Origin of the sequence: uncultured Phyllobacterium sp., assembly GCF_902479695.1 — a bacterium.
GTDB classification, from domain to species: Bacteria; Pseudomonadota; Alphaproteobacteria; order Rhizobiales; family Rhizobiaceae; genus Phyllobacterium; species Phyllobacterium calauticae.
In genome coordinates this window covers 24079-50392 of record NZ_CABSQF010000012.1, presented here as the reverse complement: position 1 = coordinate 50392, position 26314 = coordinate 24079, and the positions used below count along the sequence as shown (strand labels likewise).

General features: G+C 59.6%; 30 protein-coding genes and 1 tRNA gene. 15 read left to right on the top strand and 16 right to left on the bottom strand.

Annotated features, from left to right (window positions below):
- The first annotated feature begins 158 nt into the window (after nucleotides 1-158).
- From RDL77_RS09660 to RDL77_RS09650, 3 genes are all read left to right on the top strand, one after another.
- Nucleotides 159-350 (top strand): hypothetical protein, encoded by a 192-nt coding sequence (locus tag RDL77_RS09660; RefSeq protein ID WP_223612529.1) that lies wholly within the window; start codon nucleotides 159-161, stop codon nucleotides 348-350.
- 90 nt (nucleotides 351-440) lie between these two features.
- Entirely contained in the window at nucleotides 441-1220 is a 780-nt protein-coding gene (locus RDL77_RS09655; protein ID WP_288192658.1) for a HugZ family protein, read from the top strand.
- 4 nt (nucleotides 1221-1224) lie between these two features.
- Entirely contained in the window at nucleotides 1225-2061 is an 837-nt protein-coding gene (locus RDL77_RS09650) for an RNA methyltransferase (protein ID WP_223612527.1), read from the top strand.
- On the opposite strand, the gene RDL77_RS09645 is transcribed toward RDL77_RS09650, so the two are convergent.
- On the bottom strand, nucleotides 2032-3093 hold the full coding sequence (locus RDL77_RS09645; protein WP_288192657.1) for a hypothetical protein: 1062 nt from the start codon (nucleotides 3091-3093) through the stop codon (nucleotides 2032-2034). The genes RDL77_RS09650 and RDL77_RS09645 overlap by 30 nt on opposite strands.
- Before the next feature lie 144 nt (nucleotides 3094-3237).
- The gene (locus tag RDL77_RS09640) at nucleotides 3238-3822 is read right to left on the bottom strand and encodes a DUF1134 domain-containing protein (RefSeq protein WP_374042697.1); all 585 of its coding nucleotides are present in this window, start codon (nucleotides 3820-3822) and stop codon (nucleotides 3238-3240) included.
- Nucleotides 3823-4143: 321 nt separating this feature from the next.
- Here RDL77_RS09640 and chpT point away from each other — a divergent pair, with 321 nt between their 5' ends.
- Nucleotides 4144-4773, top strand: coding sequence for a histidine phosphotransferase ChpT (chpT, locus tag RDL77_RS09635; protein ID WP_223612525.1), 630 nt, complete (start codon nucleotides 4144-4146; stop codon nucleotides 4771-4773).
- A 117-nt stretch (nucleotides 4774-4890) separates the two neighbouring features.
- Complete coding sequence (locus RDL77_RS09630) at nucleotides 4891-5244, top strand: response regulator (protein ID WP_226904627.1); 354 nt, start codon at nucleotides 4891-4893, stop codon at nucleotides 5242-5244.
- Nucleotides 5245-5254: 10 nt separating this feature from the next.
- Here RDL77_RS09630 and RDL77_RS09625 read toward each other — a convergent pair whose 3' ends face one another.
- The gene (locus tag RDL77_RS09625) at nucleotides 5255-6121 is read right to left on the bottom strand and encodes a LysR family transcriptional regulator (protein ID WP_288192656.1); all 867 of its coding nucleotides are present in this window, start codon (nucleotides 6119-6121) and stop codon (nucleotides 5255-5257) included.
- Between the two features lie 92 nt (nucleotides 6122-6213).
- Between RDL77_RS09625 and RDL77_RS09620 the strand changes: the two genes are divergently transcribed.
- Nucleotides 6214-7179, top strand: a complete 966-nt coding sequence (locus tag RDL77_RS09620; RefSeq protein WP_288192655.1) for a quinone oxidoreductase — start codon at nucleotides 6214-6216, stop codon at nucleotides 7177-7179.
- 25 nt (nucleotides 7180-7204) lie between these two features.
- On the opposite strand, the gene RDL77_RS09615 is transcribed toward RDL77_RS09620, so the two are convergent.
- Nucleotides 7205-8419: an MFS transporter gene (locus RDL77_RS09615; protein WP_288192654.1), complete on the bottom strand. Its 1215-nt coding sequence runs from the start codon at nucleotides 8417-8419 to the stop codon at nucleotides 7205-7207.
- A gap of 46 nt (nucleotides 8420-8465) precedes the next feature.
- On the opposite strand from RDL77_RS09615, the gene RDL77_RS09610 reads away from it, so the two are divergent.
- The 3 genes from RDL77_RS09610 (at nucleotide 8466) to RDL77_RS09600 (ending at nucleotide 10960) form a co-directional block, all read left to right on the top strand.
- Entirely contained in the window at nucleotides 8466-9881 is a 1416-nt protein-coding gene (locus RDL77_RS09610; RefSeq protein ID WP_288192653.1) for a PLP-dependent aminotransferase family protein, read from the top strand.
- 16 nt (nucleotides 9882-9897) lie between these two features.
- Nucleotides 9898-10260 (top strand): VOC family protein, encoded by a 363-nt coding sequence (locus RDL77_RS09605; RefSeq protein ID WP_288192652.1) that lies wholly within the window; start codon nucleotides 9898-9900, stop codon nucleotides 10258-10260.
- Nucleotides 10261-10381: 121 nt separating this feature from the next.
- Nucleotides 10382-10960: a tyrosine phosphatase family protein gene (locus tag RDL77_RS09600; protein ID WP_288192651.1), complete on the top strand. Its 579-nt coding sequence runs from the start codon at nucleotides 10382-10384 to the stop codon at nucleotides 10958-10960.
- Between the two features lie 76 nt (nucleotides 10961-11036).
- On the opposite strand, the gene ctrA is transcribed toward RDL77_RS09600, so the two are convergent.
- Nucleotides 11037-11738 carry a response regulator transcription factor CtrA gene (ctrA, locus tag RDL77_RS09595; protein ID WP_223612517.1) on the bottom strand — a complete coding sequence of 234 codons (702 nt, stop codon included), beginning with the start codon at nucleotides 11736-11738 and terminating at the stop codon, nucleotides 11037-11039.
- A gap of 454 nt (nucleotides 11739-12192) precedes the next feature.
- Between ctrA and RDL77_RS09590 the strand changes: the two genes are divergently transcribed.
- Nucleotides 12193-12579, top strand: a complete 387-nt coding sequence (locus RDL77_RS09590) for a flagellar export protein FliJ (RefSeq protein ID WP_288192650.1) — start codon at nucleotides 12193-12195, stop codon at nucleotides 12577-12579.
- Between the two features lie 24 nt (nucleotides 12580-12603).
- Here the strand turns inward: RDL77_RS09590 and RDL77_RS09585 are convergent, their stop codons facing one another.
- A complete protein-coding gene (locus tag RDL77_RS09585; protein ID WP_288192649.1) occupies nucleotides 12604-12900 on the bottom strand; it encodes a GNAT family N-acetyltransferase in 297 nt (98 codons plus the stop codon).
- 149 nt (nucleotides 12901-13049) lie between these two features.
- On the bottom strand, nucleotides 13050-13325 hold the full coding sequence (locus RDL77_RS09580) for a DUF1153 domain-containing protein (RefSeq protein WP_091878079.1): 276 nt from the start codon (nucleotides 13323-13325) through the stop codon (nucleotides 13050-13052).
- A gap of 304 nt (nucleotides 13326-13629) precedes the next feature.
- On the opposite strand from RDL77_RS09580, the gene mnmA reads away from it, so the two are divergent.
- Nucleotides 13630-14820, top strand: coding sequence for a tRNA 2-thiouridine(34) synthase MnmA (gene mnmA / locus RDL77_RS09575; protein ID WP_223612515.1), 1191 nt, complete (start codon nucleotides 13630-13632; stop codon nucleotides 14818-14820).
- A 39-nt stretch (nucleotides 14821-14859) separates the two neighbouring features.
- Here mnmA and RDL77_RS09570 read toward each other — a convergent pair whose 3' ends face one another.
- Both RDL77_RS09570 and RDL77_RS09565 read right to left on the bottom strand, forming a co-directional pair.
- Nucleotides 14860-15987 carry a DegT/DnrJ/EryC1/StrS aminotransferase family protein gene (locus tag RDL77_RS09570; protein WP_288192648.1) on the bottom strand — a complete coding sequence of 376 codons (1128 nt, stop codon included), beginning with the start codon at nucleotides 15985-15987 and terminating at the stop codon, nucleotides 14860-14862.
- Nucleotides 15988-16159: 172 nt separating this feature from the next.
- Nucleotides 16160-17122 carry a Gfo/Idh/MocA family protein gene (locus RDL77_RS09565; protein ID WP_288192691.1) on the bottom strand — a complete coding sequence of 321 codons (963 nt, stop codon included), beginning with the start codon at nucleotides 17120-17122 and terminating at the stop codon, nucleotides 16160-16162.
- Nucleotides 17123-17309: 187 nt separating this feature from the next.
- On the opposite strand from RDL77_RS09565, the gene RDL77_RS09560 reads away from it, so the two are divergent.
- Nucleotides 17310-17386: transfer RNA gene (locus tag RDL77_RS09560), tRNA-Met, on the top strand.
- 79 nt (nucleotides 17387-17465) lie between these two features.
- Here the strand turns inward: RDL77_RS09560 and RDL77_RS09555 are convergent.
- Complete coding sequence (locus tag RDL77_RS09555; protein WP_223612513.1) at nucleotides 17466-17927, bottom strand: Lrp/AsnC family transcriptional regulator; 462 nt, start codon at nucleotides 17925-17927, stop codon at nucleotides 17466-17468.
- Nucleotides 17928-18038: 111 nt separating this feature from the next.
- Between RDL77_RS09555 and RDL77_RS09550 the strand changes: the two genes are divergently transcribed.
- Nucleotides 18039-18650 carry a LysE family translocator gene (locus RDL77_RS09550; protein ID WP_288192647.1) on the top strand — a complete coding sequence of 204 codons (612 nt, stop codon included), beginning with the start codon at nucleotides 18039-18041 and terminating at the stop codon, nucleotides 18648-18650.
- 18 nt (nucleotides 18651-18668) lie between these two features.
- Here RDL77_RS09550 and RDL77_RS09545 read toward each other — a convergent pair whose 3' ends face one another.
- A complete protein-coding gene (locus RDL77_RS09545; protein WP_288192646.1) occupies nucleotides 18669-19547 on the bottom strand; it encodes a LysR family transcriptional regulator in 879 nt (292 codons plus the stop codon).
- A 229-nt stretch (nucleotides 19548-19776) separates the two neighbouring features.
- Here RDL77_RS09545 and RDL77_RS09540 point away from each other — a divergent pair, with 229 nt between their 5' ends.
- The gene (locus tag RDL77_RS09540) at nucleotides 19777-21324 is read left to right on the top strand and encodes an MFS transporter (protein ID WP_288192645.1); all 1548 of its coding nucleotides are present in this window, start codon (nucleotides 19777-19779) and stop codon (nucleotides 21322-21324) included.
- Between the two features lie 48 nt (nucleotides 21325-21372).
- On the opposite strand, the gene RDL77_RS09535 is transcribed toward RDL77_RS09540, so the two are convergent.
- The gene (locus RDL77_RS09535) at nucleotides 21373-22794 is read right to left on the bottom strand and encodes a coniferyl aldehyde dehydrogenase (protein WP_374042695.1); all 1422 of its coding nucleotides are present in this window, start codon (nucleotides 22792-22794) and stop codon (nucleotides 21373-21375) included.
- A gap of 245 nt (nucleotides 22795-23039) precedes the next feature.
- Between RDL77_RS09535 and RDL77_RS09530 the strand changes: the two genes are divergently transcribed.
- Nucleotides 23040-23426, top strand: a complete 387-nt coding sequence (locus RDL77_RS09530) for a RidA family protein (RefSeq protein ID WP_223612508.1) — start codon at nucleotides 23040-23042, stop codon at nucleotides 23424-23426.
- A 15-nt stretch (nucleotides 23427-23441) separates the two neighbouring features.
- Here the strand turns inward: RDL77_RS09530 and RDL77_RS09525 are convergent, their stop codons facing one another.
- The 4 genes from RDL77_RS09525 to RDL77_RS09510 form a co-directional block, all read right to left on the bottom strand.
- Nucleotides 23442-24215 (bottom strand): molybdopterin-binding protein, encoded by a 774-nt coding sequence (locus tag RDL77_RS09525; protein ID WP_288192643.1) that lies wholly within the window; start codon nucleotides 24213-24215, stop codon nucleotides 23442-23444.
- On the bottom strand, nucleotides 24212-25072 hold the full coding sequence (locus RDL77_RS09520) for a cytochrome b/b6 domain-containing protein (protein WP_288192642.1): 861 nt from the start codon (nucleotides 25070-25072) through the stop codon (nucleotides 24212-24214). The genes RDL77_RS09525 and RDL77_RS09520 overlap by 4 nt, the downstream gene beginning before the upstream one ends.
- 69 nt (nucleotides 25073-25141) lie before the next feature.
- Nucleotides 25142-25429, bottom strand: a complete 288-nt coding sequence (locus tag RDL77_RS09515) for a pentapeptide MXKDX repeat protein (RefSeq protein ID WP_288192641.1) — start codon at nucleotides 25427-25429, stop codon at nucleotides 25142-25144.
- Nucleotides 25430-25572: 143 nt separating this feature from the next.
- Nucleotides 25573-26286, bottom strand: a complete 714-nt coding sequence (locus RDL77_RS09510) for a thioredoxin family protein (RefSeq protein ID WP_288192640.1) — start codon at nucleotides 26284-26286, stop codon at nucleotides 25573-25575.
- Nucleotides 26287-26314 lie beyond the last annotated feature (28 nt).

Sequence of the window (26314 nt, the reverse complement as noted above, 5' to 3'; positions counted from 1 at the left end):
TAGCTAATGGGTGATCACAATCTACCATCTGTTTGAAATCATGACGTTATTTTATTCACAAAAGAAGCAAAAAATTTCTAAAAATGGCAAAATTAAGAATTTGTTTACCGTATTTGAAGTAAGGTTTACGCAACTGATCCGGCTCGAAAGACAGAATCATGCCCCACTATTCCGCAAGGTATGACACGCGTGAAGCACTGATGGAAGCGCTCGTCGAGTTGATGGCGCTTGAGGTACCGGCCGAGGAGTTTGCGCCCGTGCTGTGCACGATCGGACCGGTCGATCTCGACCTGCTTGCCGATTGCATGAACGATGTGGGCCTCAACGACAACCGGTCCATCGCCGCATAATTCCTCCCCCGTGAAAATGGCTTGCCGGGCACCCGCCAAGTCCTTATCTCTCGCCCAGCACCACGAGACCAGCAATGCGAGGGATGAGCTGTGACCCAGAAAAAAGAGGTATTGCGCGAGACCGATGCCGAAGCCGTCAGGCTCGCGCAAACATTGATTCGCAAGGCGCGCCATGCCGTCATCGCGACGCTCGATCCCGCGACAGGCGGTCCGATCGCCACCCGCGTCGGCCTCTCCACCGACCATGACGGAACACCGGTCATTCTGGTCTCTGCGCTCTCCGCCCACACCCCCGCCCTGCTTGCCGATCCGCGCTGCTCCCTGCTCGCCGGAGAGACCGGCAAGGGCGATCCTCTTGCCCATCCGCGCGTGACGGTGTTTGCCCGGGCGAAAGAAATTGCCCGCGACGCGGCGGAACACACCCGCATTGAATGGCGCTACCTCTCGCACCAGCCCAAGGCGAAACTCTATGCCGGATTGGGTGATTTCCGTTTCTTCCGGCTGGAGCCCACGGGCGCCAGCCTCAACGGCGGCTTCGGCAAGGCCTATCACTTGACCGCCGAGGATTTGCTCACCGGCAACCCCGCCAACGCCGAGCTGGCGGCGGCGGAAAAATCCGCGGTCGAGCACATGAACGCCGATCATGCCAACGCCATATCGCTCTACGCCCGCTTCTTTGCCAAAGCCCCCGCAGGCAACTGGCGCATGACCGGAATTGACGCCGATGGTTTCGATATCGCCGATGGCGACGATGTCCAGCGCATCTGGTTTCCGGCACCGCTGACCTCGGCCAGGGACATGCATATGAGCCTGGTGCGCATGGCCGGTGAAGCGCGGGCAGGCTTGGCCTCTGCAGGCGAAACGGTCTGACACGATGCCGCGACAGGATGAAGGCTGGCTGGAACACCGCATCACGCGCATCGATGACGCCGACGACGGGCGGCTCAGCCCCTATCGCAACGTCCGCGAACGCGATCTGGTTGGGCGGGAAGGCCGTTTCATAGCCGAGGGCAAGGTTGTGCTCAACGTGCTGCTTGCCAATGCCGCGTTCGCGGTCGAGTCGCTTCTGGTCCTGGAAAACCGGCTTGCCGGCCTCGCGCAGCAAATAGCCCTCTGCCCGGACGACGTGCCGGTCTATTGCGTATCGCGCGCCGTCATGGATGCGATTGCCGGTTTCCCCATGCATCGCGGCATACTTGCCGTCGGCCGGCGCAGCGCACCCCGTTCAGCCGACCAGCTGATCGATGCCCTGCCGGCAGCCTCGCTTGCCGTGGTGCTGTGCGGCATATCCAACCATGACAATATGGGATCGATCTTTCGCAATGCCGCGGCATTCGAAGCCGATTGCATCCTGATGGACGAAACCAGCTGCGATCCGCTCTACCGCAAGGCGATCCGCGTTTCGGTGGGTGCCGCGCTCAAGGTTCCGTTCGCGCGGGAGGGCTCGATCGACGATCTCGTCGCCAAATTGCAGCAGGCCAGATTCGACATATACGCGCTCAGCCCATCCGGCACGGAAAGTCTCTATGCCGCGCAACCGGGATCGCGCACGGCGCTGCTGTTGGGAACCGAGGGCGAAGGCCTGCCGAAAGCCCTGATGCAGACGCTGAAGACGATCAGAATCCCGATGTCCGAAACATTTGACAGCCTGAACGTGGCCACGGCCTCAGGCATAGCGCTGTCACGGTTTAGCCGGTTCTCCGGTATTTGATTCCACCGGAGAAGCTGCCTTTTGCAGCGCGCGGATGCGATCAGCCAGGCTGATGATTGCCTCGCCATTCTCGTCATAGGCCGCCGATACGTCACCGCCCGCGGTTGCCAGGAGCTTGTTCACCTGGGAGGACGGCCCTTCGAGCCGGGCAACCATGGCGACCACCTGGGACGCCAGCGCATTCATCTCCTCGCGCAACCGTTTGCTTTCCTCCGCCTGCACAAGCGCCTGCTTGCCGCGTGGCGCGTGGTCCGCAGCAACGCCCTGCTTGCGGCCTTCGGCGATGATGCTGCGCAGCCGCTCGTTGAGGCGCTCGACTTCCTTTTCCCGCCGCAGAAGCTTGGCCTCGTTGTCCGATAATTTCGTCACCAGTTCGCTTGCCCGTGTTTCCGCGCTATTGCCGCGCTTTGTTTCCTGTTCGAGCGAATGCTGCAATGCCTTGAGCTCGGTTTCCAGCTTGTGTTTCTGTTCTTCGCTGTCCCGCTTGGCCCGGCGTGCGTCCTTCAGCTCGTCCGAAAGGTTCTCGATACGGGTGGTCTGTGCCGCCACATCGATCTGCAGGCTGTCGGCTTTCGTCTCCGTGCTGTTCAGGCGGCGATGCAGGAGTTCAAGCTCTGCCGAACGCTGCTCGAGGGTTTGCACGGTACCGCCAAGTTCCCCCGCCGATTTTTCCAGTGCCTGGTCGCGTTGCGCAAGGGTTGCCTGCAATTCAGCAATCGTTGCATCGCGGTCGGCGAGATCGGCCGAGAGCAGGCGGACCTGCCGCTCCTTCTCGCTGAAGGTCAGCAGTTGCTGCGCCGCTTTCTCCTTGATGCCCGCAAGGGTCATTTCCAGCTTGCGTTCACTGACGGCGTGCTCTGCCCGCAGACCGTCGCGCTGCGCCTGGATTTCGTTGAGCGTCAGCGGTGTCTCAGCTTCGACGCGCCTGCGTGTCAGCAGCATCGCGCGGCGCCAGACCGGAGGCGCGAAGATCAGCACCAGCAGGACGGCACTCAAAAATCCGAGGGCGAGATAAAGTGCGGTCTGGATCACGATAAGGGTCCTGTTGGAAGATCGCGCAGAGGATAGAGCGGAACATCCTCTGCTTCAAATCTGGCACAATGCCGGTCCGGCATCAAACGGCAAAGACGCGGAACGGCTTCCGCGTCTTGCCCAAACGTCAGCAAAGGAGAAAGATCAAAACGGGTTCCAGGTCGGAGACTGGGTGATCTTGAGATAACCGACATTCACGCCGAGCCGCGCGCCAACGCCGGTGCGTATCGGGACCAGCAAGACCTGATTGCGTTTAAGCACATTGAAGCCGACACCTGCGAAGAGATAGGCGGAACCTGCGACGCCGACAAAGCGGCCATAGAGATTTTGTATATCGTCGAGATTATAGACGAGCATCATGACACGGGAACCCTGGCCGCCGAAGTCCCATCCGATCGATGGACCCTGCCAGAAACTTTTGTGATCCCCGGCATTCTTCGTATAGAGCGTGCCCTCGCCATAGGTGAGGCCCCCGATGATGGCGCCCGATCCCTCTTCACCCAGGATATAGCCGTTCGGCAGACCGTAGCTCTGGAAAATCTTCTCGACCGCCGATGCCAAACCACCGGACGTCGATCCGAAGAATCTCTGCCCCGAATTGACGATCTCGTCCATGGAGAACTGGTCCTGCGCTGCATTGGCCGCATGCGGCTGTGCGACAACCAGTGACACCATTGTCAGGATCAGGAGAAAAAAACGGTTCATAGACAAGAATAGAGACGCCATCATAAATCCTTTTGGCTGTTCGCTTCTTTGTCCGACGCCAGATGCGAATCTTGTGTTCGCCTTGTAATTGAAGCACCATTTAAAGGTCTAAACCTTGTATAAAAGTTTATGAATCGATCTTGGCATTTCAATGGCTTGCCGGGGACGGGAAAAAGATAAGGAATTCAGCATCTACCGGTATCGTTGACGTCGTTCTTGCCGATCCGGACCGAGCTATGTATCCAAATGCAGCAGCCATCAGAGTGATTCGGCATGAACATCTGATTCGGCATAACCCCAATACGCAGATTCCAACCGTCAGCCAAATCCTTAGGAGTTTCTCTCATGACATTGCCCGTAATTCTCTCGGCAACGGACCTCGGAGCCCTCCTGAGCAGCCGCATCTGCCATGACATCATTTCGCCGGTGGGCGCGATCAACAACGGGCTGGAACTTCTGGAAGAAGGCGGCGCCGACGAAGATGCGATGAACCTCATCAAATCAAGCGCGCGCAGCGCCTCCGCCCGCCTGCAGTTTGCGCGCATTGCCTTCGGGGCCGCCGGGTCGGCCGGCGTCCAGATCGATACCGGCGATGCCCAGAACGTGGCCAACGAATATATGAAGGGCGAGAAAGCCGAGTTCACCTGGACTGGCAATCGCGTCCTGCTGCCCAAGAACAAGGTCAAGCTGCTGCTCAATCTCGTGCTGATCGCCAATGCAGCCCTGCCGCGCGGCGGCACGCTGAACGTTGCCTTGGAGACGCCGGAAACCGAACCGCGCTTCGTCCTGACATCGCGCGGCCCGATGCTGCGGGTTCCGCCGAAATTCCTTGAACTGCACAGCGGCAAGACGCCGGAAGAGCCGATCGACGCCCATGCGGTGCAGCCTTACTACACGCTGCTGCTGGCGCAGGAGGCCGGAATGACGATCTCCATCCATGCCACACCGGAAGAGATCGTGTTCTCGGCGGTCTGAGGCGGTAAAAATTTACCATCCGCCTTGGCCATTTCTTCACAATCGGCCTGATACTCTCCCTTGAAGCAGCTGCAATGTCGCAGTGATTCCGGGGGGAGTTGGCACGTGTTACGTTGTATGGTCGTTGATGGAGCGCCGGTGGTCAGGAAAGTTGCGACGCGTCTGCTCGCAAGCGACAGCGTTGTCGTGACCACAGCCGACACGGGCTTTCAAACGGTTTCGGCCTGCAGCGTGGAAATGCCTGACATCATCATTCTGGACTGCGCACTGCCGGATATGCCGTCCGTCGACATCATCAGCCAGATTCGCGCCCTGCCTGGCGGCAAGGAAAGCCGGATTTACCTCTGCCTTGCCGAAATCGACGTGACCAAGATCATGCGGGCCAAACGGGCCGGGGCATATGGTTATCTCCTGAAACCCTTCAACCGGGAGTCCATCTCGGAAATCCTGCCGTCGACGTCCGTCGGGTAAAATCCAGTGGTCATGGTATTCTGACCGGACACTCCCTGCCGATGATATCGGCAAGGAAGGTCATCACCGTCCGCATGACGGGCGAGCGGCCGATATCCGGATAAGCCGTCAGCCAGAGATCGCGGACTGGCGGCAGCTCCTTGACCGGCAGTTTGACCAGCATCGCATCATTGTCCCCCATGAAGCAGGGAAGGACAGCCGCCCCCAGACCGGCGCGCGCCGCTTCCTGCTGGCCGAAGAGGTCGCTGGCCTGAAAGATGATCGGGCGCCCGGCGAGGATCGAGCGCAGCCAGACCTGCTGGGCCACGTGATCCAGCGTTGCATCATAGGCGATGAACGCCAGTGCTTCCGGCGGCTGGGCCGCCTGCTCGCGCGTGGCATAGAGCCCGAAGCGCATGGCCCCGATCCGCCGGATGAGCAGATCCTTCTCCACAGGCCGCGCCATGCGGACGGCGAGATCGGCCTCGCTGCGATCAAGCGCGGCGTTCTGCGTCGCCCCCGCAAGCGCCAGGGTTATGTCCGGGTGTTCGCGGTGAAACTCGACCACGCGCGGTGCAATCAGCCTCGCCGCAACCGCCGGCGGTGCGCTGATGCGCACCGTTGTGACCGGCGAGAGTGACAAGCCTCGGGCACGCCGTTCAATGGATTGTGTCAGCCGCGCCATGTCTTCGACAAGTTCGGCAATCGCCTTTCCCTCCGCCGTCAAAGGCGAACGGCGCGGCAAGCGATCGACGAGACGCAGCGCAAGCGCCCGTTCGAGCGATGCGACGCGCCGCCCGATCGTCGCATGGTCGACGCCAAGCGCGCGGGCGGCGGCGGACAGCGATCCTGTCCGGGTCAGAACGGAAAAGTAGTGCAAATCCTGCCAATCGATCATTGGTGAATTATTGCACATCTATGGAGACAAAACACAGAATTTTCTCACACCGCATGATGTGTTCGAATGCCCTTATTCCAAAGGAGAACATCATGGCACTGACTATCGAAATGACCGGCCCCGGCGGCCCTGAAGTATTGCGGGCAAGAGACGTCGTTGTTGGCGATCCGGGGCCGGATGAGGTGCGCATCCGACAAACGGTTATCGGTGTCAATTTTGTCGATATCTATTTCCGCAGCGGTCTCTATTCGCCGCCAAGCCTGCCCGCCGTGCTTGGCCTCGAGGGGGCTGGCTTTGTCGACGCCATCGGGGAAAACGTCACCCATCTGCAACCCGGAGACCGGGTTGCCTATGCCGGCATGCCGCTCGGCGGCTACGCTGAAGTGCGGCTGATCCCGCAGTCACGCCTGATCAAGCTGCCGGATGCGGTTTCGGATCGCGTCGCCGCAAGCACATTGTTGCGCGGCCTGACGGCCTACATGCTTCTGCACGAGGTCCGCTCTGTCAGGCCGGGCGAATGGGTGCTGGTTCACGCGGCAGCAGGCGGCGTCGGCCAGCTGGTCTCGCGCTGGGCGAAACGTTTGGGAGCCAATGTCATCGGCACAGTCGGCTCGGAAGGCAAAATCGCAGCAGCAAAGGCGGCGGGCGCCGATGAGGTGCTGCTGCACAAATCAGGCGACTGGGCCAGTGACGTCCGCCGCATCTCCGACAACAAGGGTGTCCACCTCGCCGTCGACGGTATCGGTGGATCGATCTTCATGGAAACGTTGAAGACAATCCGGCCCTTCGGCATCCTAGGCTCCATCGGCCAGCCGGCAGGCCCGGTGCCGCCGGTCCGGCTCGAAGACCTGGGCAACATCGCGGTCATGCGCCCAAGCGTCATTGCTGCCGTCAACGATCCGGCGTTCTACCAGCGCGGGTCAAAAGCCCTCATCGCCGCCCTGCAGGACGGCTTGAGCAGCCCGATAGGCGCGGAATATCACCTGCGCGATGCAACCAGGGCACAGGCGGACCTGGAAGCGGGCAAAACAACGGGTAGCGTCATTCTGACCACCTGATTCATGTGCGGCAGGACAGATCCTGTTACCGGCGGCGCAAGACGGTCATTGCCACGATCATGTTCACAACCACGATGCCCATCATCAGAAGCAGTGTCCTGTCGATACCATGCCCGCGAAGTACGCCGCCGGCAATGTAGGGAAATCCAAAGGCCCCGATGAAATAGCCGATCGTGAATACCTGCGATGCGACAGGCACCGAAAGCCCCCGTTCATCCGCCAGATTCACGATCATCGCGTTCAGTGTTGAATAGGTCAGACCATAGCCGATGGCAAAAAGCACCGTCGCAGCGATGTAGAGTACGATGCTTTTTTCGTTCACAGCCAGTAAGGCGAGGCCCGCCAGCGTGAGCGCGAACAGCGTCAAGACCAGCTTCCCCAGCGGCAGCTTGCCGATTTGCGATGCCACCGAAAAGCGAAGGGCCACGGTCGTCACCGTGAATGTCAGGAAGAACGTTCCAGAGCTCAAGCCACGCGATTCGGCATAGAGCGTCTGAAACGTCGAAAGCCCGGAAAACACGCAAGCGGAAAGTCCGATCATGATCACGGGAAAAACTGTTCCTGCACGCACAATGCCTGCTGCAAGCGGAATTGTCAGGGCAACAGCGGTCATTGGCAATTGCTCTATCGTCTTCAATGCCCGCTGCGCCCAGATCATCAAACCGGCAGCAACAATGCAGAACAGTCCGTAACACACATAAATCAATGCGGGTTGGTCACGGCCCTGAACAAGGAAATGTCCCAGCGGCGCGGAAAGGCCAATACCCAGCATTTGCGACCCTGACAGCAATGTCAGTGCTTCAAGCCGTGCGGTAGGTTTCAGACAATGGATAAGCTGTATGGGCGCCAGAATGTAGAACACGGACCACCCAAGGCCGAGCAGCAAACCGCCCGCATAGGCAAAGCCGATCCCGAAAAATCCGAAACTCGCAAAACAGGCCATGGCAGAAGCCATCATGACCGCGGAACAGATGATCAAAGGCAGAATCCCTGTTCGCTCAGCCAGACGCCCCGCGCCTGCGCAACCTGCCAGAGTGGCGATTGTCCCGATGCTGATGATATTTCCGGCTTCAGCAGCTTCACGGCCAGACGCTCGCAACACATCTGCCAGCAGGAAACTTGAGCCATAGGCAATAGCCAGTATGACTGCCCCGATCAGGAATGGAACGAACGCGGCGGCTGGCATTCTGTCCGCAAGCGAAAGAACGCCGGTCCACTGGCGCACCGTTGTCTCGGGCACAAAAAGCGTTTCCGTATTTCGATGGATATCGTTATCATATACTTTCATGAAAAGTGATAACAGTATTCACATCGTTACTCAAGCCTTGCGCGATCTGATTGCGTCTTCTGCACCGGGCGCGCAATTGCCCTCGGTACGCGACCTGATAGAGAAATTCCGGGTCAGTCCTGCCACGGTGCAGAATGCTTTTGCCCGATTGGCTGGCGAGGGCCTGATAGATCCACGCCCCGGCCAGGGAACATTCGTGCGCCAACGCCCGATAACCGGCGCCGCGTCCGATCTTTCCTGGCAGGCTGTGGCTCTTGGCGCCGGGCGTCACGCCGGTGGATCGATGCAGGATCTGCTCGCATTGCCGCCACCCGGCAGCATTCCGCTGAGCATGGGCTACCTGCCCCAAGATCTGCAGGCGACAGAACTGCTTTCCGCCGCCTTGAAACAGATCGCGAGAAATCCCGCCCTTTGGGATCGCCTGCCATTTGAAGGCATGGACCTGCTAAGGGCCTGGTTCGCGCGCGAGATCGGGCACGGGAATGTATTTTCCCCGCACGAAGCGATCATCTGTCCCGGAGGCCAGGCAGCCATCGCCAGCACCTTGCGCGCGCTGCTGGCGCCAGGCAGCACGCTGCTCGTCGAAGCCCCCACCTATATCGGCGTTATCTCGGCAGCCCGCGCCGCAGGCATCACCCTCGTACCCGTCCCTGGGGATGCGGACGGCGTAAGGCCGGATTTGCTGGAAGCAGCGTTGCATGAAACCGGTGCACGCGTGTTCTATTGCCAGCCGACATTTGCCAATCCGTCCGGCGCGCTGCTTTCAGAATTGCGCCGCAAGCAGGTGCTGAAGGTTGTTGCCGACGCGCGGGCATTTCTGATCGAGGACGACTGGGCACGCGATCTTCATCTTGGGTCTCCACCTCCTCCGCCTCTTGCTGCCCAAGATCCGAATGGCCACGTCATATACATCCGCTCCTTGGCAAAATCCGCCGCGCCCGGCCTGCGCATAGCAGCGATCATGGCACGCGGCGCAGCCTTGGCGCGGTTGCGGGCCGCGCGCGGCGGTGAAGATTTCTTCGTTTCCGGGCCACTACAGGCCGCAGCATTGAACATTGTCACATCCCCCGGCTGGAAACGGCATCTCAGCACTGCCAGAAATGCGCTGGCCGAAAGACGCGATGCGCTTGTCACCGCGCTTCGCGCTGAAATCGGCAGTGACATAGGCATCAATGTACCGCAGGGCGGCATGCATCTCTGGATGCAACTGCCGGATCACGTGTCTGATACCGCACTTGCTTCTGACCTCGCACGTCAGGGTGTACTGGTCAGCCCTGGACGGGCATGGTTTCCTGCCGACCCGCCAGGGTCCTATCTCAGGCTAACATTCGCAGTGGCGCCCTCCATACTGCGCGAAGGAGCGAGGATCATCGGGACCGCGATAAGACAAAGGGGCGACCGGCAAACCGAATGAGCAGCAGGAGAAGCGAATGGCGATAACCGGAATTGATCACATACAGCTGGCCATGCCCGCGGGCGAAGAACAGGCGGCACGCGAATTCTATGATGGCCTTCTCGGCATCCCCGAAGTGCCCAAGCCCGCATCGCTCGCCGGGCGCGGCGGATGCTGGTTTGAAACCGGCAGCGTCCGCCTTCATCTTGGCGTCGAGCAGAATTTTTCTCCCGCGAAAAAGGCGCATCCCGCTCTGTTGACGGACAATCTTGCTGCGCTGGTCCACGCATTGGAAGCGGCGGGCTATGCCATTGTCGAAGACCAGCCGCTGGAAAAATACGACCGGCGCTTCGTCAATGATCCCTTCGGCAACCGCATCGAACTGATGCAGCCCAGATGAATTGACCCTGCCAGTCCGCGTCGTAAATATGCCGGAAAACCTCGGATAATCTTTGCCATCGCCGCGGAACGCTTCCACAATGCGATTGGCGCCACACAAGCATCAGGATTACCGATTCCCCATGAAACCTTTGTCCATCTCCACGCTGACCATCTGCGGCATTGACGAACTGCCCGCCCAGAGCGGACGCACCGTCACCCATGTCCTGTCCATTCTCGACCCGAACTGGCCGGAGCTCGAGGCATTCCAGGCCTATGGCACCCATCACCGCACGACACTGAACTTTCACGACATCATCGACGCCGATGAAGGCAAGATTCTGCCGCAGCCGCAACACGTTGTGGAAATCCTGAACTTTGGCAAGGCGCTGGCTGAATCAAAGGCGGAAGGCGCCGAGGGCCACCTGCTGATCCATTGCCACATGGGCATATCCCGCTCGACGGCAGCCATGCTCTCCCTCCTCGCCCAGACCTATCCCGATGAATCCGAGGTCCGGCTGTTCGAGCGCCTGCGCCAGATACGCCCGCAGGCCTGGCCGAATTCCCTGATGATCCAGTATGCGGATGATCTCCTGGGCCGGAACGGCAAGCTGGTCGATGAACTGCGCCGCCACTATGGCTGGCAGATCAAGCGCGAGCCGAATTATCTCGAATGGATGGCTCGCATCGGCCGCAGCCGCGAGCTGGATATGGCCGTTTGACCCGCATCAAACATGCAAAACGCAAAAGGCTCCGTCCAAGACGGAGCCTTTTGCTTGAATGACCCGAGACGAAGGCTCAGGCGATTTCGCGCATGTCCGACGCATCCGGCTCACGCAGCACGTAGCCGCGGCCCCATACGGTCTCGATGTAGTTGATACCACCGGAAGCACTGTCGAGCTTCTTGCGCAGCTTGCAGATGAAAACGTCGATGATCTTCAATTCAGGCTCATCCATACCGCCATAGAGGTGGTTGAGGAACATTTCCTTGGTGAGCGTCGTCCCCTTGCGGAGCGAAAGCAGCTCCAGCATCTGGTATTCCTTGCCGGTGAGGTGAACGCGCTGGCCGGTGACTTCAACCGTCTTGGCATCGAGGTTCACGATCAGGTCGCCCGTGGTGATGACCGACTGGGCATGGCCCTTCGAGCGGCGAACGATCGCGTGGATGCGGGCAACCAGTTCGTCCTTGTGGAAAGGCTTGGTCATGTAGTCGTCGGCGCCGAAACCGAGGCCGCGCACCTTGTCCTCGATGCCGGCCATGCCGGAGAGGATGAGGATGGGCGTCTTGACCTTGGACAGACGCAGGGTCCTCAGGACTTCATAACCGGACATATCCGGCAGGTTGAGGTCGAGGAGGATGATATCGTAGTCGTAGAGTTTGCCGAGATCGACACCCTCTTCGCCCAGATCCGTCGTATAAACATTGAAGCTTTCCGACTTGAGCATCAACTCGATGCTCTGGGCCGTCGCACTATCGTCTTCGATTAAAAGAACCCGCATATCATTCCCCTTTTCCCGCCGCTGAAATGGGTTGCCGTGCAATCCCGAAGTCAGGTCGCGAAACAAGCCGTTTCCATAACGTTAAGATTGCCACCGAATGGTTAACAAAATCTAATTCCGCTTTGCAAGTGTCTTTGACTCATAAGTTAAAAATCACAGGCACCGCATTGATTCATAAGGTGAGTCACCCGGCCAAAAACCATCAGCCAAAGCTTCAGGTTCTGCGCCTAAGCGATTCATTCGACTCAATAAATTTTTAGCCGGACACGGCCGACTTCGATTTACCGAGCTTTAAGTCTTAAGGCGTATGATTAATGCTGAACGTAAAGGAAAGGTTACCAGACGCGGCAACCTTTAAGTTTTTGTTTCATTTTCCCGAAGTGATTCGGGTGAAACGCCAGCCGGATGACTCCTGTTGAAGGGTCTGCGTACCGGCTTTGTGGGGGTAGTGAGTATGAAGTCGCATGAAGGTTTGGTTCGATTGAAACTGTTTCAGGTCAAGGAAAAGCGCCGCCAGCTCGGCCAGCTTGATCTCATGATGGGTGAATTCGAACGCATGGCTGCTGAGTTGGACGCGCAGATTATGTCCGAGGAAAAGAAGGCGGGCATTACCGACACGTCGCATTTTGCCTACCCGACATTCGCCAAGGCTGCGCGCCAGCGTCGCGACAATCTGTTTGATTCGATCCGTGATCTGAAGGCTCAGAAGGACGATGCCGAGGCGGCACTGGCCGAATCAGAAGCCGAACTGGCGAAAGCCGAGGCGCTGGAACAGCGCGACGGCAAGGTCCGCGATATCGACGACATGCCGGCCGCCGACAAACGCGCCATGATCGGCTGACCGGGAACGGCAGCCGGGTCTGCTTCAGCTCTGCCGCACCACATCGGCCCAATCCTTGTGCCGCAGGGATTGGGCGCGCATGAACGGGCATAGGGGAATGATCTTCCATCCCCCTGCCCTCGCATCTTCCACCGCATGCAGCGCCAGCGCCTGCCCCACGCCCTGGCCGCGCAGCGCATCCGGCACACCCGTGTGATCAACGATGATCAATTCGGGATTCACCCGGGAAAACGTCATCTCCGCCTCGTGCCCCGAGACGACGGTTACGTAGCGTCCGCCCTTGGCGGTTTCTTCCTTGGTAATTTTAATTTCGCCTGCCATTGAACGTCTCCTTGCCGTCATCCATGATCTCTTAGATCAGGTTTTGTGGCTCAGCGGAACATCTTGGCAGCAACGCGTTTATGCTTCCCATGAAAAGGAAAAGGCTGGTCTCAACGACCAGCCTCAGCCAAACTCAAAGGCGACATCATCTAATGACGATATTGCTGTATCCGGGTTGTTCTTAATCCAGCCAGGCCATGATCGGAGATCGAGGACTGCCAGGACAGGAACTCTTCCACCGTCAATGTATAGCGATGGCAAGCCTCCTCAAGACTAAGAAGACCACCGCGCACAGCGGCAACCACCTCAGCCTTGCGGCGAATAACCCAACGCCGCGTATTGGCGGGCGGAAGATCGGCGATGGTCAGCGGGCTGCCATCCGGGCCGATTACATATTTTACTCTCGGTCGAACAAGATCGGTCATTGTACTCTCTACACTAAACTTCAAGACCTATCGCAGCCGACATTACAGGCAGGGCTTTAATAATTGCCTAAACAGCGAGTCATTCTCTGGTAACTTCTGCAAATTCCAGGAGATTGTTGAAAATGACCATTTTGCCGGCTTTGACCGGTATCACCGGCCGTTGCCACGGCGACACATCGCTCACCTTTGCGTGAGAAAAATGCACCGCCTGCGACTTCCTGTTGGCAAGATCGAGTCAATTGACCTATATAGGGGCCTTGAATATCCCTGCGCCGTTATGTCGCTGCAAGAACCGGATCCGCTTATGACACTGAATAATCTCGATCTGCCGGGCAAGCCGGAAGACACACGTATCGTCGTCGCCATGTCTGGCGGCGTGGATTCTTCTGTTGTGGCGGGCATTCTCAAACGTCAGGGTTATGATGTCGTCGGCGTTACCTTGCAGCTCTATGATCACGGCGCATCGACCCACCGCGCGGGCTCCTGCTGCGCCGGCCAGGATATCGAGGATGCGCGCCGCGTCTCCGAGCGCCTTGGCATTCCGCATTATGTGCTGGACTACGAAGCGCGCTTCCGCGAGGCCGTGATCGATCCCTTTGCCAACAGCTATGTCAGCGGCGAAACACCTATCCCTTGCGTATCCTGCAACCAGACAGTGAAGTTTGCCGATCTCCTGCAGACGGCCAGGGATCTCGGCGCCGATGCGCTCGCCACCGGACATTATATCCGCAGCCATGCCAATGGCGCGCACCGCGCACTCTACCGCCCGGTCGATACGGACAAGGACCAGAGCTATTTCCTGTTTGCAACAACGCAGGAGCAGATCGACTACCTGCGCTTCCCGCTGGGGTCACTGACCAAGCCGGAAACCCGCGCCATTGCCGAAGAACTCGGCCTGTCCGTTGCCAACAAGCAGGACAGCCAGGACATCTGCTTTGTTCCGCAGGGCAAGTATTCCGACATTATTTCCAAGCTGAAGCCCGAGGCTGCCAATCCCGGCGACATCGTCCACATCGACGGACGCGTGCTTGGCCGCCATGAGGGCATCGTGCACTACACCATCGGCCAGCGCCGCGGCATCGGCGTGGCGACCGGTGACCCGCTCTACGTTGTCCATCTCGACGCAGCCAATGCACGTGTGGTCGTCGGTCCGCGCGAAGCGCTGGAAACCCGCAAGGTTTTCCTGCGCAACGTCAACTGGCTCGGGGATGATGCGCTCGAGAGCACTCCGGAAGGCGGCGTTGAAGTTTATGCCAAGGTCCGTTCAACCCGTCCGCCGCGCCCGGCTGTCCTGCACCACCGCGACGGCGAGACCTGGGTCGAGCTGGTCGATGGTGAAAGCGGCATCGCTCCCGGCCAGGCCTGTGTCCTCTATTCCGATGACAGCAACACCGCCCGTGTCTACGGCGGCGGCTTCATCGGCCGCTCCGAACGGGCTCCGCAGGCGGAAGCCATGCTCAAGCGCCTGGCACAACAGGGCCAGGCCGTCGCCTGATCGCACAAACCTCTGTCAGCGATGCGGCCCCAAAAGCGCTTAGGCAGCGCTTTTGGTCTTGAACTCGCGAATGGTCCCGATGATGCGGTCCTGATCGGCCTCACTCAAATAGGCATGCATCGGCAGGCATAGGATGTTCTTCGGCAGCGTTTCCGATACGGCGAGGCCGCCCGGCGCGCGCATATAGTGCGCATAGGCATCCTGCAGATGCAGCGGCTTGACATAATAGATCACCGAAGGAATGCCGTTGGCCTGCAGATGCGCCTTAAGCGCGTCGCGGTTCTCGGTCTCGATGGCATATTGCGCCCAGGCCGAGCGTGAGCCTTCCGGCATAAGGGCGACCTTGACCACGTCCTTGAGGCCGTTGGCATAGCGCTTGGCCACGATCTGCCGCGCTTCCATCTCGTCTTCGAGAATGGCGAGCTTCTCAATGAGGACCGCCGCCTGGATCGTATCGAGGCGCGAATTCATGCCGACGCGCACATTGTCATACTGCGTCTCGCCCTTGCCGTGGAACAGGATGGAGCGCAACAGGTCGGCCAGCGCCGCGTCATTGGTGAACATGGCACCGCCGTCGCCATAGCAGCCCAGAGGTTTTGCCGGATAGAAACTGGTCGCGCCGACATGGCCGAACGCACCGCACATCGCATTGTCACGCTTGCCGCCGATCGACTGCGCCGCATCTTCGATGACGAACAGGTCGTATTTGTCGGCAATTGCCGATACCGAGGTGTAATTGGCGGCGAGGCCGAACAGATCGACCGGGATGATGGCCTTTGGCTGCAACCGACCTTCCGCCAGGACGGCCTTGATTGCCGCTTCCAGCTGCTCGACATTGATGTTGTAGGTATCGGCGTCGACATCGATGAAAACCGGCTCGGCCCCGACAAGCGCCACGACTTCGGCGGTGGCGGCGAAGGTGAAGCTCGGGCAGAACACCGCATCGCCCGGGCCGATGCCGCGTGCCATCAGCGGAATCTGCAGGGCATCCGTGCCGTTGGCACAGGCCACCACATGCTCGACACCGAGATATGCGCCAAGACGCTTTTCGAACTCGGCAACTTCCGGTCCGAGAATATATTTGCCTTCACGCACCACTTTGGCGATTGCCGCATCAAGCTTGCTGCTAATCCGTTCACGCTGTGCGCCGAGATCGATGAACTGCATCATTGCTCCAATATCAATTGTTCCGCGAATCCGTCGCGGAAAACGGTCAAGACAACTCTTTAGAAGGGCCGCGGGAGGTCTGCCAGACGTTGTCGTTCAAAGTTTGTCCGGTCTTGTAACAACGCTTTACACCGAGCGCAATCTTGCAGCACTTTTGGGGCTGCCGGACGGATCAGCTCGCCTTGTCGTGCGCAACCGTGCCGGCGGTCAGAATCCGCAGGACGCGAATCGCTTCCTCGCCGTCGGTGACCGGCTCGCTGCGCGTGTTGATGCTGTCGATGAAATTCTGGCATTCCCGGGTCAGCGGCATGCCCTGCGCAATCTTGACATAGGTCGGCTCTTCCGTCGTCGACGCCCACTGGCCGTTATCCTGCCAGATCGAATGCTTGTAGACGGCAAGCTTCTTGTCCCACTGCTCCATGTCATCGAAGACGGCCATGGCCTTGGTGCCGACGACCGTAAGACGGCGCTCGCGATAGGGATTAAGGCGCGAGGCAAAAAGGTGCCCGCGAATATTGTTGGGAAAGCGCATGTGCAGGTGGGCGAAATCGCTGAGGTGATCGAGCACCGCCGCGCCCTCGCCGCGCACTTCCAAAGGTTCGGTGCCGGTGATGGCCAGGATCATCGACAGGTCATGCGGTGCCAGATCCCAGAGGGCATCGTTTTCCGTGTGGAATTTTCCAAGGCCGAGCCGATGGGAGTGGATATAGCGCACGTCACCCAGATCGCCTGCCTTGATCAGCTCCAGAAGCTTTTCAAAAGCCGGATGGAAACGCAGCACATGGCCAACCATGAAGATGCGGCCATTGTCGCGTGCCGCCTTCACGGCAGCTTCCGCATCCGGAACGGTCAGGGCGATCGGCTTCTCGACGAGAACGTCCTTGCCATTGGTTACGGCACGAATGGCGGCAGCCGCATGGAACTGCGGCGGCAGGGCCATGACGATGGCATCAACGTCGGGATGGGTGAAAAGATCCTCGACTTCAATATGCAGAACATTCTGCTCCGCGGCAAAACCGGCAGCGCGATCAGTGTTCTGGTCAGAGACCGCAAATAGCGCTCCGAGACTCTTTAATGTCCGGATATGATTGCTGCCCCAATAGCCGCAACCCAGCACTGCAATCCGTGGAGCCATCTTTTCAGCCTTTTTCATGTCGGCATCCATTATCCGCAGGAAGAAACGAACACAAGTCTTGGATAAGGAGAAGATTGCTTGACAGGCCGTTGCTCCCCACATATATCCGCCCCGTCCCTGTCAATTGACAGCGCGTCCCCCGGTCCTCACTTGCAGGCTAGCCGTTCACGGGTCGCATGACATATGGGGCGAAGTAGCTCAGTAGGTTAGAGCAGAGGAATCATAATCCTTGTGTCGGGGGTTCGAATCCCTCCTTCGCTACCATTGTCTTTCCAAAGAAGGCGGTTTTCAGATCGGAATGGCGCGAATTGCGGTTTGCCGCATGTTTTCGGCTTTTTACCGGTCAATCGAGCGGCAGAGCATAGGTCTGCTTCACAATCTGGCTCGGCACATCGGTTTTGACATTCTGGATGCCGTTGATCCGCGTCAGATGAGAGGCCTGAAAGTGCCGGTAGTCGTCAAGATCGGCGACCACAACCCGCAGCAGCGCGTCACTCTCTCCCAGCATGATATAGCATTCCACCACCTGGGGCAGTCTCTTCATCGCATCCATGAAATGATCGATCGTTTCGGCATCCTGCGCCGTCAGCCACACCCGCGCGAACAGCGAAAGCGATAAATTGACCTTGGCCGGATTGAGCACGGCGACATAGCGGTCGATGACACCGGCCTCCTCCAGCAGCCGCACGCGGCGCAGGCAGGGCGATGGCGACAGGCCGGCCTCCCTGGCAAGTTCCACATTCTGCATGCGCCCGTCCTTCTGAAGCGCGCGAAGGATACGCTTGTCGATCTCATCCAACATCATTGAAATTTCCTGCCAATATTTCCGATAGAATACAGCAATTATGCCAGTAAAACACCATATCCTGATATCTTTGCAATCCGATTGCGCGCCGTGTGCGGTACTGTTCCAATCATGGAAATACACACGCTATTGCTGTTTACGGCGACCGTACTGCCGCTGATCTGTACGCCGGGACCGGACATGCTGTTCGTTGCATCGCAGGCGATTGCGGGCGGACGCACCGCAGGCCTGCGTGCGACAGCCGGCGTCTGCCTTGGCTATCTCGTCCACTCCACCCTCGTTGCCCTCGGCCTCGCTGCCATCGTGGCGGCGTCGCCGCTGCTGTTTGAAGCGCTGCGCTGGATCGGCATCACCTATCTCCTGTATCTCGCCTGCAAGCTCATCGCGTCGGCATTGCAGGCCGGACGGGTGACCGTCGCCGCCGGACCGGCGAGGCGGCAGCTCCAGCGCGGTTTCCTCACGGCCTTTCTCAATCCCAAGGGCATGATGATCTATTTTGCGATCCTGCCGCAATTCATCCAGCCCGGCAGCAGCATTGCGCTGCAGGCAGCGGCCCTGTCGGCCGTCTTCGTCCTCTGGTGCGGCGTCGTCTATGTGATTCTCAGCCTGGTCATCGGGCGATTGGCCGGACGCGGCGGTTTCAGCGACCGGCGTCGGAGAATCGTCGAAGGCGGCGCGGGCGGGCTGCTCATCGTTGCCGCCGGTCTGATGGCGGCAAAATGAACGCGGGCGTGTACGGCCTTAGCCGATCCTGACCAGTTTTGCCGCGGCCGCCTGTTCCGGCATATCGACGACGAGCTGACCGAATTCCCGGGTGGCGGGCGTCTGCCCCTCTTCGCTCCAGATCAGGCTGAAAACCGCCGTTGGCAGCGGCGGCAAGCCGTACTGGCCGTCAAGGATCTTCATTCCCGGTTCAAGGTCATCCCGGGTCATCACGGTCATTGCCAGCCCCGACAGCACGGCCGCGCGAATGCCCTGCATGCTCGCCGACGTGAAGACGACGTGCCAATCGATCGAAGTCCGGTCCAGCGCTTCGACGCCGACCTTGCGGTTGAGGCATGGAGCCGGGATGAAGGCGAAAGGCAATGACGTGCCCGGCGGCACTTTGAACGTTTCGGCCGCCACCCAGACAAATTGCGTCTGCTTGAGAACTTTGCCGGTGGCCGCCTCCGGCAATGTCAGCACGACCGCCAGATCGAGTTCGCTGGCCCTCACCATCGCATGAAGATCGAGACTCATGCTGACATTCACGTCCAGCTGGACCTCCGGATTGGTGCGGGCAAACTGGCACAGCAATGTCGGCAGCCGGTCCCCGATGAAATTCTCCGGAACGCCGAAGCGGACGACGCCGGACACCGGCGATGCCTGAAAGCGGCGGGTCAAGGCATCGAGCGAATGCAGGATCTGGCAGGCATAGCGCAGGAAATCGTCGCCATCTTCCGTCAGCCTGACACTGCGCGTCGTGCGGTAGAGCAGCGACCGGCCAACCTGTTCCTCCAGCCGCCGGATCTGATGGCTGACAGCCGATTGCGTCAGGTTCAGCCGTCGGGCCGCCCGGGTAAAGCTTCCCGCCTCTTTGACAGCCACGAAGGCGCGTAACAGTGTGGGGTCGAAATCCATGCCAGCAGATTAATGACAACTGCTAATTTATTCCAGTAAATTAAATCATTTTTGTCATGATACGAACTGACCTAAGGTGCTGGCATGACTCGCTTCGGCGAACATCGGACCGGTCATCCCGCCGGTCCGGTGCTTTTTCGTCCCGACTTGGCCCGGAACTCACCGACACCGCATGCGTGCCGGCGAAGGTGTGTTCCATTGCCAGATGCAACCTTGGAAAGAACCATCCATGTCGCTCTCCTCGTCCCGCAAGAATATGGTGGCGCTGGCTGCCATATGTTTGTCGTCCCTCATGTTCGGCCTCGAAATTTCGAGCGTGCCGGTGATTCTGCCAACCCTGGAAAAGGTCCTGCATGGCACCCTGAAGGACATGCAGTGGATCATGAACGCCTATACCATTGCCTGCACCACCGTGCTGATGGCGGTCGGCACCCTGGCTGACCGCTATGGCCGCAAGCGCATTTTCGTCATCAGCCTCGTGCTGTTTGCCATCACATCCTTCGTGTGCGGGCTGGCGCAGGATGCCGCCATTCTGATCGTCAGCCGCTTTCTCCAGGGCATTGCCGCCGGCGCGATGCTGATCTGCCAGATTGCCATTCTGTCGCATCAGTTTCAGGCAGGGCGCGAGCGCAGCAAGGCCTTCGGCATATGGGGGATTGTCTTCGGCATCGGCCTTGGTTTCGGGCCGATCATCGGCGGCATCATCGTTGCCCTCACCAGCTGGGAATGGGTGTTCCTGGTCCACGTCCCCCTCACCATCCTCACATTGATTCTCGTCTTCGGCAGCATCGAGGAATCCAGTGATCCCGAAGCGAAAAAACTGGATGTCCTCGGCATCACCACCCTGTCGCTGGCGGTTTTCGGCCTGACCTATTTCATCACGCAGGGCCCCGACCTCGGCTTTACCAGCATCACCGCTTTGGCCATCATCGGCGCATCGGCGGCGAGCTTCATCGCCTTCATCGTCGCGGAAAACCGCAGCCCCCATCCCATGTTCGACTTTTCCGTCTTCCGCATCCGCAACTTTTCCGGGGCTATCCTCGGCTCCATCGGCATGAATTTCAGCTTCTGGCCGCTGATGATCTACCTGCCGATCTATTTTCAGAGCGGCCTCGGCTACGATATTGTCGCGGCGGGACTGTCGCTGCTGGCCTATACGCTGCCTACTTTGGTCACCCCGCCATTGGCGGAGCGCCTTTCGCTGCGCTACCGGCCCGGCATCGTCATTCCGCTCGGCCTGTTCACCATCGGCCTCGGCTTCATGCTGATGCGCTTTGGCAGCAGCGTTGACCACGCAAGCTGGCTGACCATGCTGCCCGGCTGCCTGCTGGCGGGTATCGGGCTGGGTTTGACCAATACACCCGTTACCAACACGACCACCGGTTCGGTATCGAGCACCCGCGCCGGCATGGCCTCAGGCATCGACATGAGCGCGCGGCTGATTACCCTCGCCATCAATATCGCGCTGATGGGCTTTATCCTGCTGGAGGGCACGCTGTCTTATCTGAGAAGCGCCTTTGCCGGGTCGTTCGACCCATCCCGGTTGCGCCTGCTGGCGGAAAAAATCGCCGCCGGAAACTTTGCAAGCCTCCCGCAGACCTTTCCGGAACTCACGGCTCTGGACCCGGCCGGAACGCTCGTCCATGATGCGCTGATCCACGGTTTTGGCCTGATCATGCTCTATGGCGGTGCCGGCGTCTGGGTTCTGGCAGTGATCAGTTTCCTGATCTTCGGGCCGAGGAAACGCCTGAGCGAAGCGACCGCGGCGAACCTTTGAAGCCAGCATCGGTACTGAAAGTCATCGACACTGCCGTTCCCGTGAATTTCAGCGCGCGAAAAGCCTGACCACCATGTTTGCCAATCCCCTGTAGGGCGGCTTGATCCGGTCGGTCAGCGGCATCCTGGCCTGATGCAGGACCGGCATGATCTTGCTGAAGGTCAGAAAGCCTTCGCGGCCGTGATAATGGCCCATGCCGCTGGCCCCGACGCCGCCGAACGGCAGATCGTTGCAGACATTGTGGAACAGCGTTTCGTTCACGCAGACGCCGCCGGCCACAATGTTCGCCAGCATTTTTTCCGTTTCCGCCTTGTCATTGCTGAAACAGTAGAACGCCAGCGGCCGGTCATGCCCGTTGATATAACCAATGGCCTCATCGGCGCTGCGATAGGTCTTGACCGGCAGGATCGGCCCGAAGATTTCCTCCTGCATGATCTTGCTGTCATCGCCCGGATCGAGCACCAGCGTCGGCGGCAGCAGGCGCTCGGTTTCCGCCCGTGCCGCATCTTTCGGCTCCGCCAGCGTCATCACGGCAAGCCCGCGTGCCCGCGCATCGTCAAGCAGGCCGCGCAGGCGGCGATACTGCCCCTCATTGACGATATGGGTGTAGTCTGGATTGGCATCGAGCTGTGCATAGCGGGACTTGACCTCTGCCCGCACAGCCTCGACAAATTCATCGCGCCGCGCCAGCGGCACCAGCGCATAGTCCGGCGCGATGCAGGTCTGGCCGGCATTGTAGAGCTTGCCGGTGACAATGCGCGTCACCGCCTTGGCCAAGGGCGCGTCCTCGCCAATGAATACGGGTGATTTTCCACCGAGTTCCAGGGTGACGGGAGTCAGGTTCGGGGCGGCCGATGCCATGACCTTGCGGCCGACGGCGGTGGAGCCGGTGAACAGCAGGTGATCGAAGGGCAGACCGGCAAACGCCCCGCCCACATCGGCACCGCCCAGCGCCACGGCAACGCGATCCGGCGGAAAGACATCGGCGAGCAGTTCCCGCAGGAACTCGCTGGTGCGCGGCGTGTGTTCGGACGGTTTGAGGTAAACATGGTTGCCGGCAGCGATGGCGGTGGCAAGCGGCGTCAGCGCCAGGTTGACCGGATAGTTCCACGGGGCGATGACACCCACAACCCCAAGCGGCACATAACGCACTTCCGCCCGGGCCGGCCACATGTGCCAGCCGGCCGAACGGCGCTGCGGCTTCATCCAGGATTTCAGATGCGCAAGCATGTGGTCGATCTCGCCAAAGACGGTCATGCCTTCGCCCAGCATGCTTTCATGGCGTGAGCGATGGCCGAAATCCGCACTGATCGCCTTGACCATCGGTTCGAGCCGGTCCTTCAGCCCCGCACGCAAGCGTTTCAGATCGTCCTGACGCTGGGCGTAATCGGGCCGGTGCGCCAGCCATGCGGTTCGCAGACGATGGAGGGTCGGCACCAGGGCATCGGCAGATGTGGCGTTCATGTCCATGGTGTTTTCCTCCGGTCTTCTCCGCCTTGTGTTCTACCACGGATGTGAGGGTACCCGTCAGCACTTTCAATGGAACAGGCCATTTCCGAAGGAGTGCGGCCATGATAGTTTTTCCGCGGTCCGTCAAAGAGCGAGGAACCCGCCTTGCCTCCCGGCGTGCTGCGCATCCCCAGCGACAGCGACCAGCAATCCGAGGCCCATCGGCCCAAGACATCCCGCAACGTGCCACGAAAGGAACTGAGATCATGAAACTGATCCCGCGCAATCCCCGGAACGGCGTTTATCCGGCAACACCGGACTATCTCCATGCATTGGAAGTGCAGCAGCCGGAACGCTTCCTCTACATCAGCGGCACCATGGGCCTCGACCAGAACGGCGTAGCCGGCACGACCCTGGCAGAACAACTCGATCTTGTCTGGAACAACATCCGGGCCATCCTTGCGAGCGCCGGGATGACAGTCGACAATATCGTCAGGACGACGAGTTACCTGCGCGATCCCGCCTTTGCCGAAGCCAACCAGAATGCGCGGGTGGCAGCACTGGGTGGCCGCACGATCCCCACGACAACCATTGCCGCCCAGACATTGTCCGAAGCCTGGCTCGTCGAAATCGAGGTCATCGCTGCGGCCTGAACTCGGTCAAACCACTCAGATACCCGCATACCATTCATAGCCGCGATCTTCCCAGAAACCGCCCTTCCCGCCCCACACGCCCTTGAAGCTGTCAACCAGTTCGATCCGCATGAGATATTTGGCATGCTTGTAACCCAGTTGCCGTTCAACCCGCAGCCGCAGGGGCGCACCGTGCGCCACCTCAAGGTCTTTGCCGTTCATGCTGTAGGACAGGATGGTCTGCGGATGGAAGGCATCGATGAGATCGACGCTCTCGTAATACTGGCCGCTGCCATCCAGTGATTTCTCGTACTCATCGGCGCAATAGAACACCGCATAGCGCGCGCCGGGGGCAAGGCCCGCCTTCTGCAGGACAAGGCCGAGGGGAACGCCGGTCCATTTACCGATGGCGCTCCAGCCTTCAACGCAATCATGCCGGGTGATCTGCGTGCGTGATGGCATCGCCTTCAGATCGGCCAGCGACAGGCTGAGGGGTGTGTGCACCATGCCGTTGACCACCAGCCGCCAGTCGGCGAAATTGCCCTCCATCAGCCTCGCATATTCTTCGCTGTCCGGCATCTGCGTGCCGTTGGCCTTGAATATGGGTGACAGGTCGGCCTCGGTGAATTCGCGCGCCAGCGGTTCGTGGGCCTGCAGGAGACGCTGGGAGCCCATGGTCAAGGCTTCGGCCTTCTGCAGGATATCGTTGACGCTGGCATTTTCCACCAGAGCGTCGCACCCGGTCAAAAGTCCGGTCGCGGCAACGCTGGAGCCGATGAGGAAACGGCGGCGTGAGAGTTCGAACTTCATTTCACTGTTTCCTTGTCGGTCTCGACCGTCAGGCCGTAATAGCCGGTGATCATCGAGCGCAGATTGTTCCAGACGCCGGATACCAGCACCATCACCAGATGCACGATGACAAAGGCGACGAGCAGCGATGCGGTGATGAAGTGAATGGTGCGCGCCGACTGGCGTCCGCCGAAAACATCGAGCAGCCACGGGAAGATGGAATCGAAGCCCGGCGACATGGTGAGGCCGGTCAGCACCATCAGCGGCAGAAGGATGAAAATGACCGCCATGTAGGTCAGTTTCTGCAGGCTGTTATAGCGCCGCGCTTCTTCGCCCTTGGGAAAGCGCAGGCGGGCATGTTCGCCAATCTCATGCGCCAGATGCTGCGGCGTCAACTGGTCCTTCGTCGGCACGATATCCCTGCGGAAATGTCCGGCGATCAGGCCGTACAGCAGGTAGACGAAGCCGTTGATGACAAAGAACCAGGCAAAAAAGAAATGCCAGCGCCGCCCGGATGCAAGATCCTGATAACCCGGAATGGTGATCCAGCTTGGAAAGGCGCGCGGCGTCAGCTCGCCCTCGACCGTCGATGCGCCGAGAACGCCTGTCGTCGCGATGGAAATCGAACCGACGCGGGTGATGCCCTTGATCGTGTCGCCATCGCTGACGGCACCGATCGAGATGAAGGAATGATCGGCATCGGCACCGTACTGTCCCCAATAGAGATCGGGATGGGCATTGAAGATTTGCAGACCGCTCATCAGGAGGAAGCTGAGGCACAGGACATTGAGCCAGTGGGTCAGCCGCACGGCAATCGAATGCCGGTAGAACAGGATTTTCCTGGGCCGTGCCGTTTCATGATCAGTTACGCTCGTCATGATGCTATCCTTGGCTGTCGGGCAATGGATCCGGTGCCGTCCCGTCAGGGAGACGGCACCGGAGGGATTTTAGTTCTTTTTCGGTGCCATGGCGTCCGGCTTCATCGCGTCTTTCTTCATGGCATCGGGCTTCATCGCATCCTTGGCCATGGCCTGCTTGTCGCATTCCTTGGTCATGGCATCCTTCTTCATGGAGTCTTTCTCCATGCCGGCCTTTTTCATGCAGTCAGCCTTCATGCTTTCCGTCTTCATAGGGTCTGCCTTCATGGCATCTTCCGCAAGGGCGCTGTTGATGCCGGCCAGTCCGGAAGCGAGAACGAAAGCCGACAGGGCGATGCGGCGTGCAAGAATGTTCATGGTAGTCTCCTCGATTTGAATAAGACACGTATCTGCGTGCCGTTGAGTTTCGGATGCCATGCGGTCATCCACACTTCCTGGGCATCGCGCTGCGTGTCTCACAGCTGTTCATGCCAGGAATTCTTTGTCCGCAGCCGCGGAATTCAGTTGGTGGCGGCGGCCAGGATCGGCCCGCCATGCGGCGCCTGGATCAGGACGGCCGTGCGCAGGCCGGGCTTGGCCGGAGAAATGCGTAGGCTGACCGCCTTGCCGTCCCAGCTTCCAAGATTGGAAAGGCTGTGAACCACATTCTTGTGCGGCAGCGTGTGGCCGGTATTTTCGCCACGGCTGACGGGAACGTTGACGGTCTTGTCATCATAGGTCACCAGCCAGATATCGGCACCGCTCGCCGGTGCCTTCCCCGCAGCGATGGCGAGGGAATTGCCGGTGATCGTCACGGACAAGGGATCGGGCTTTGGCGCCGTGGCGATCAGGTGGTCGATCTCGCCGATGCGGTTGCCGACGACATCCGCGCGGCCATTGACGACCATCTGCGGGGTGAACGGCCCGTCGCGGCCGAGTGGGGTTTCGTAGGTGACCTGCCGGTCCGTATATTCAGGCGCGGCGAAGATATCCTTCCAGCCGAGCCGGTCCCAATAGGTTACGCCGAAGCTGAGGGCCAGAACATCCGGCCGCTTGCTGATCTCGATCAGATTGGCATTGGCAGGTGGGCAGGACGAGCAGCCCTGACTGGTGAAGAGTTCAACGACAGTCAACGGCTTGCCATTGCCGGCAAAGGCGGTGCTGGCGCCAAGGCTCAGCAATCCTGCAATCACAGACACTGCAGACACATATCCGATATTTTTGCGCGACCCCATAACGGCCTCCTGATTTCCGTGGCGTGAT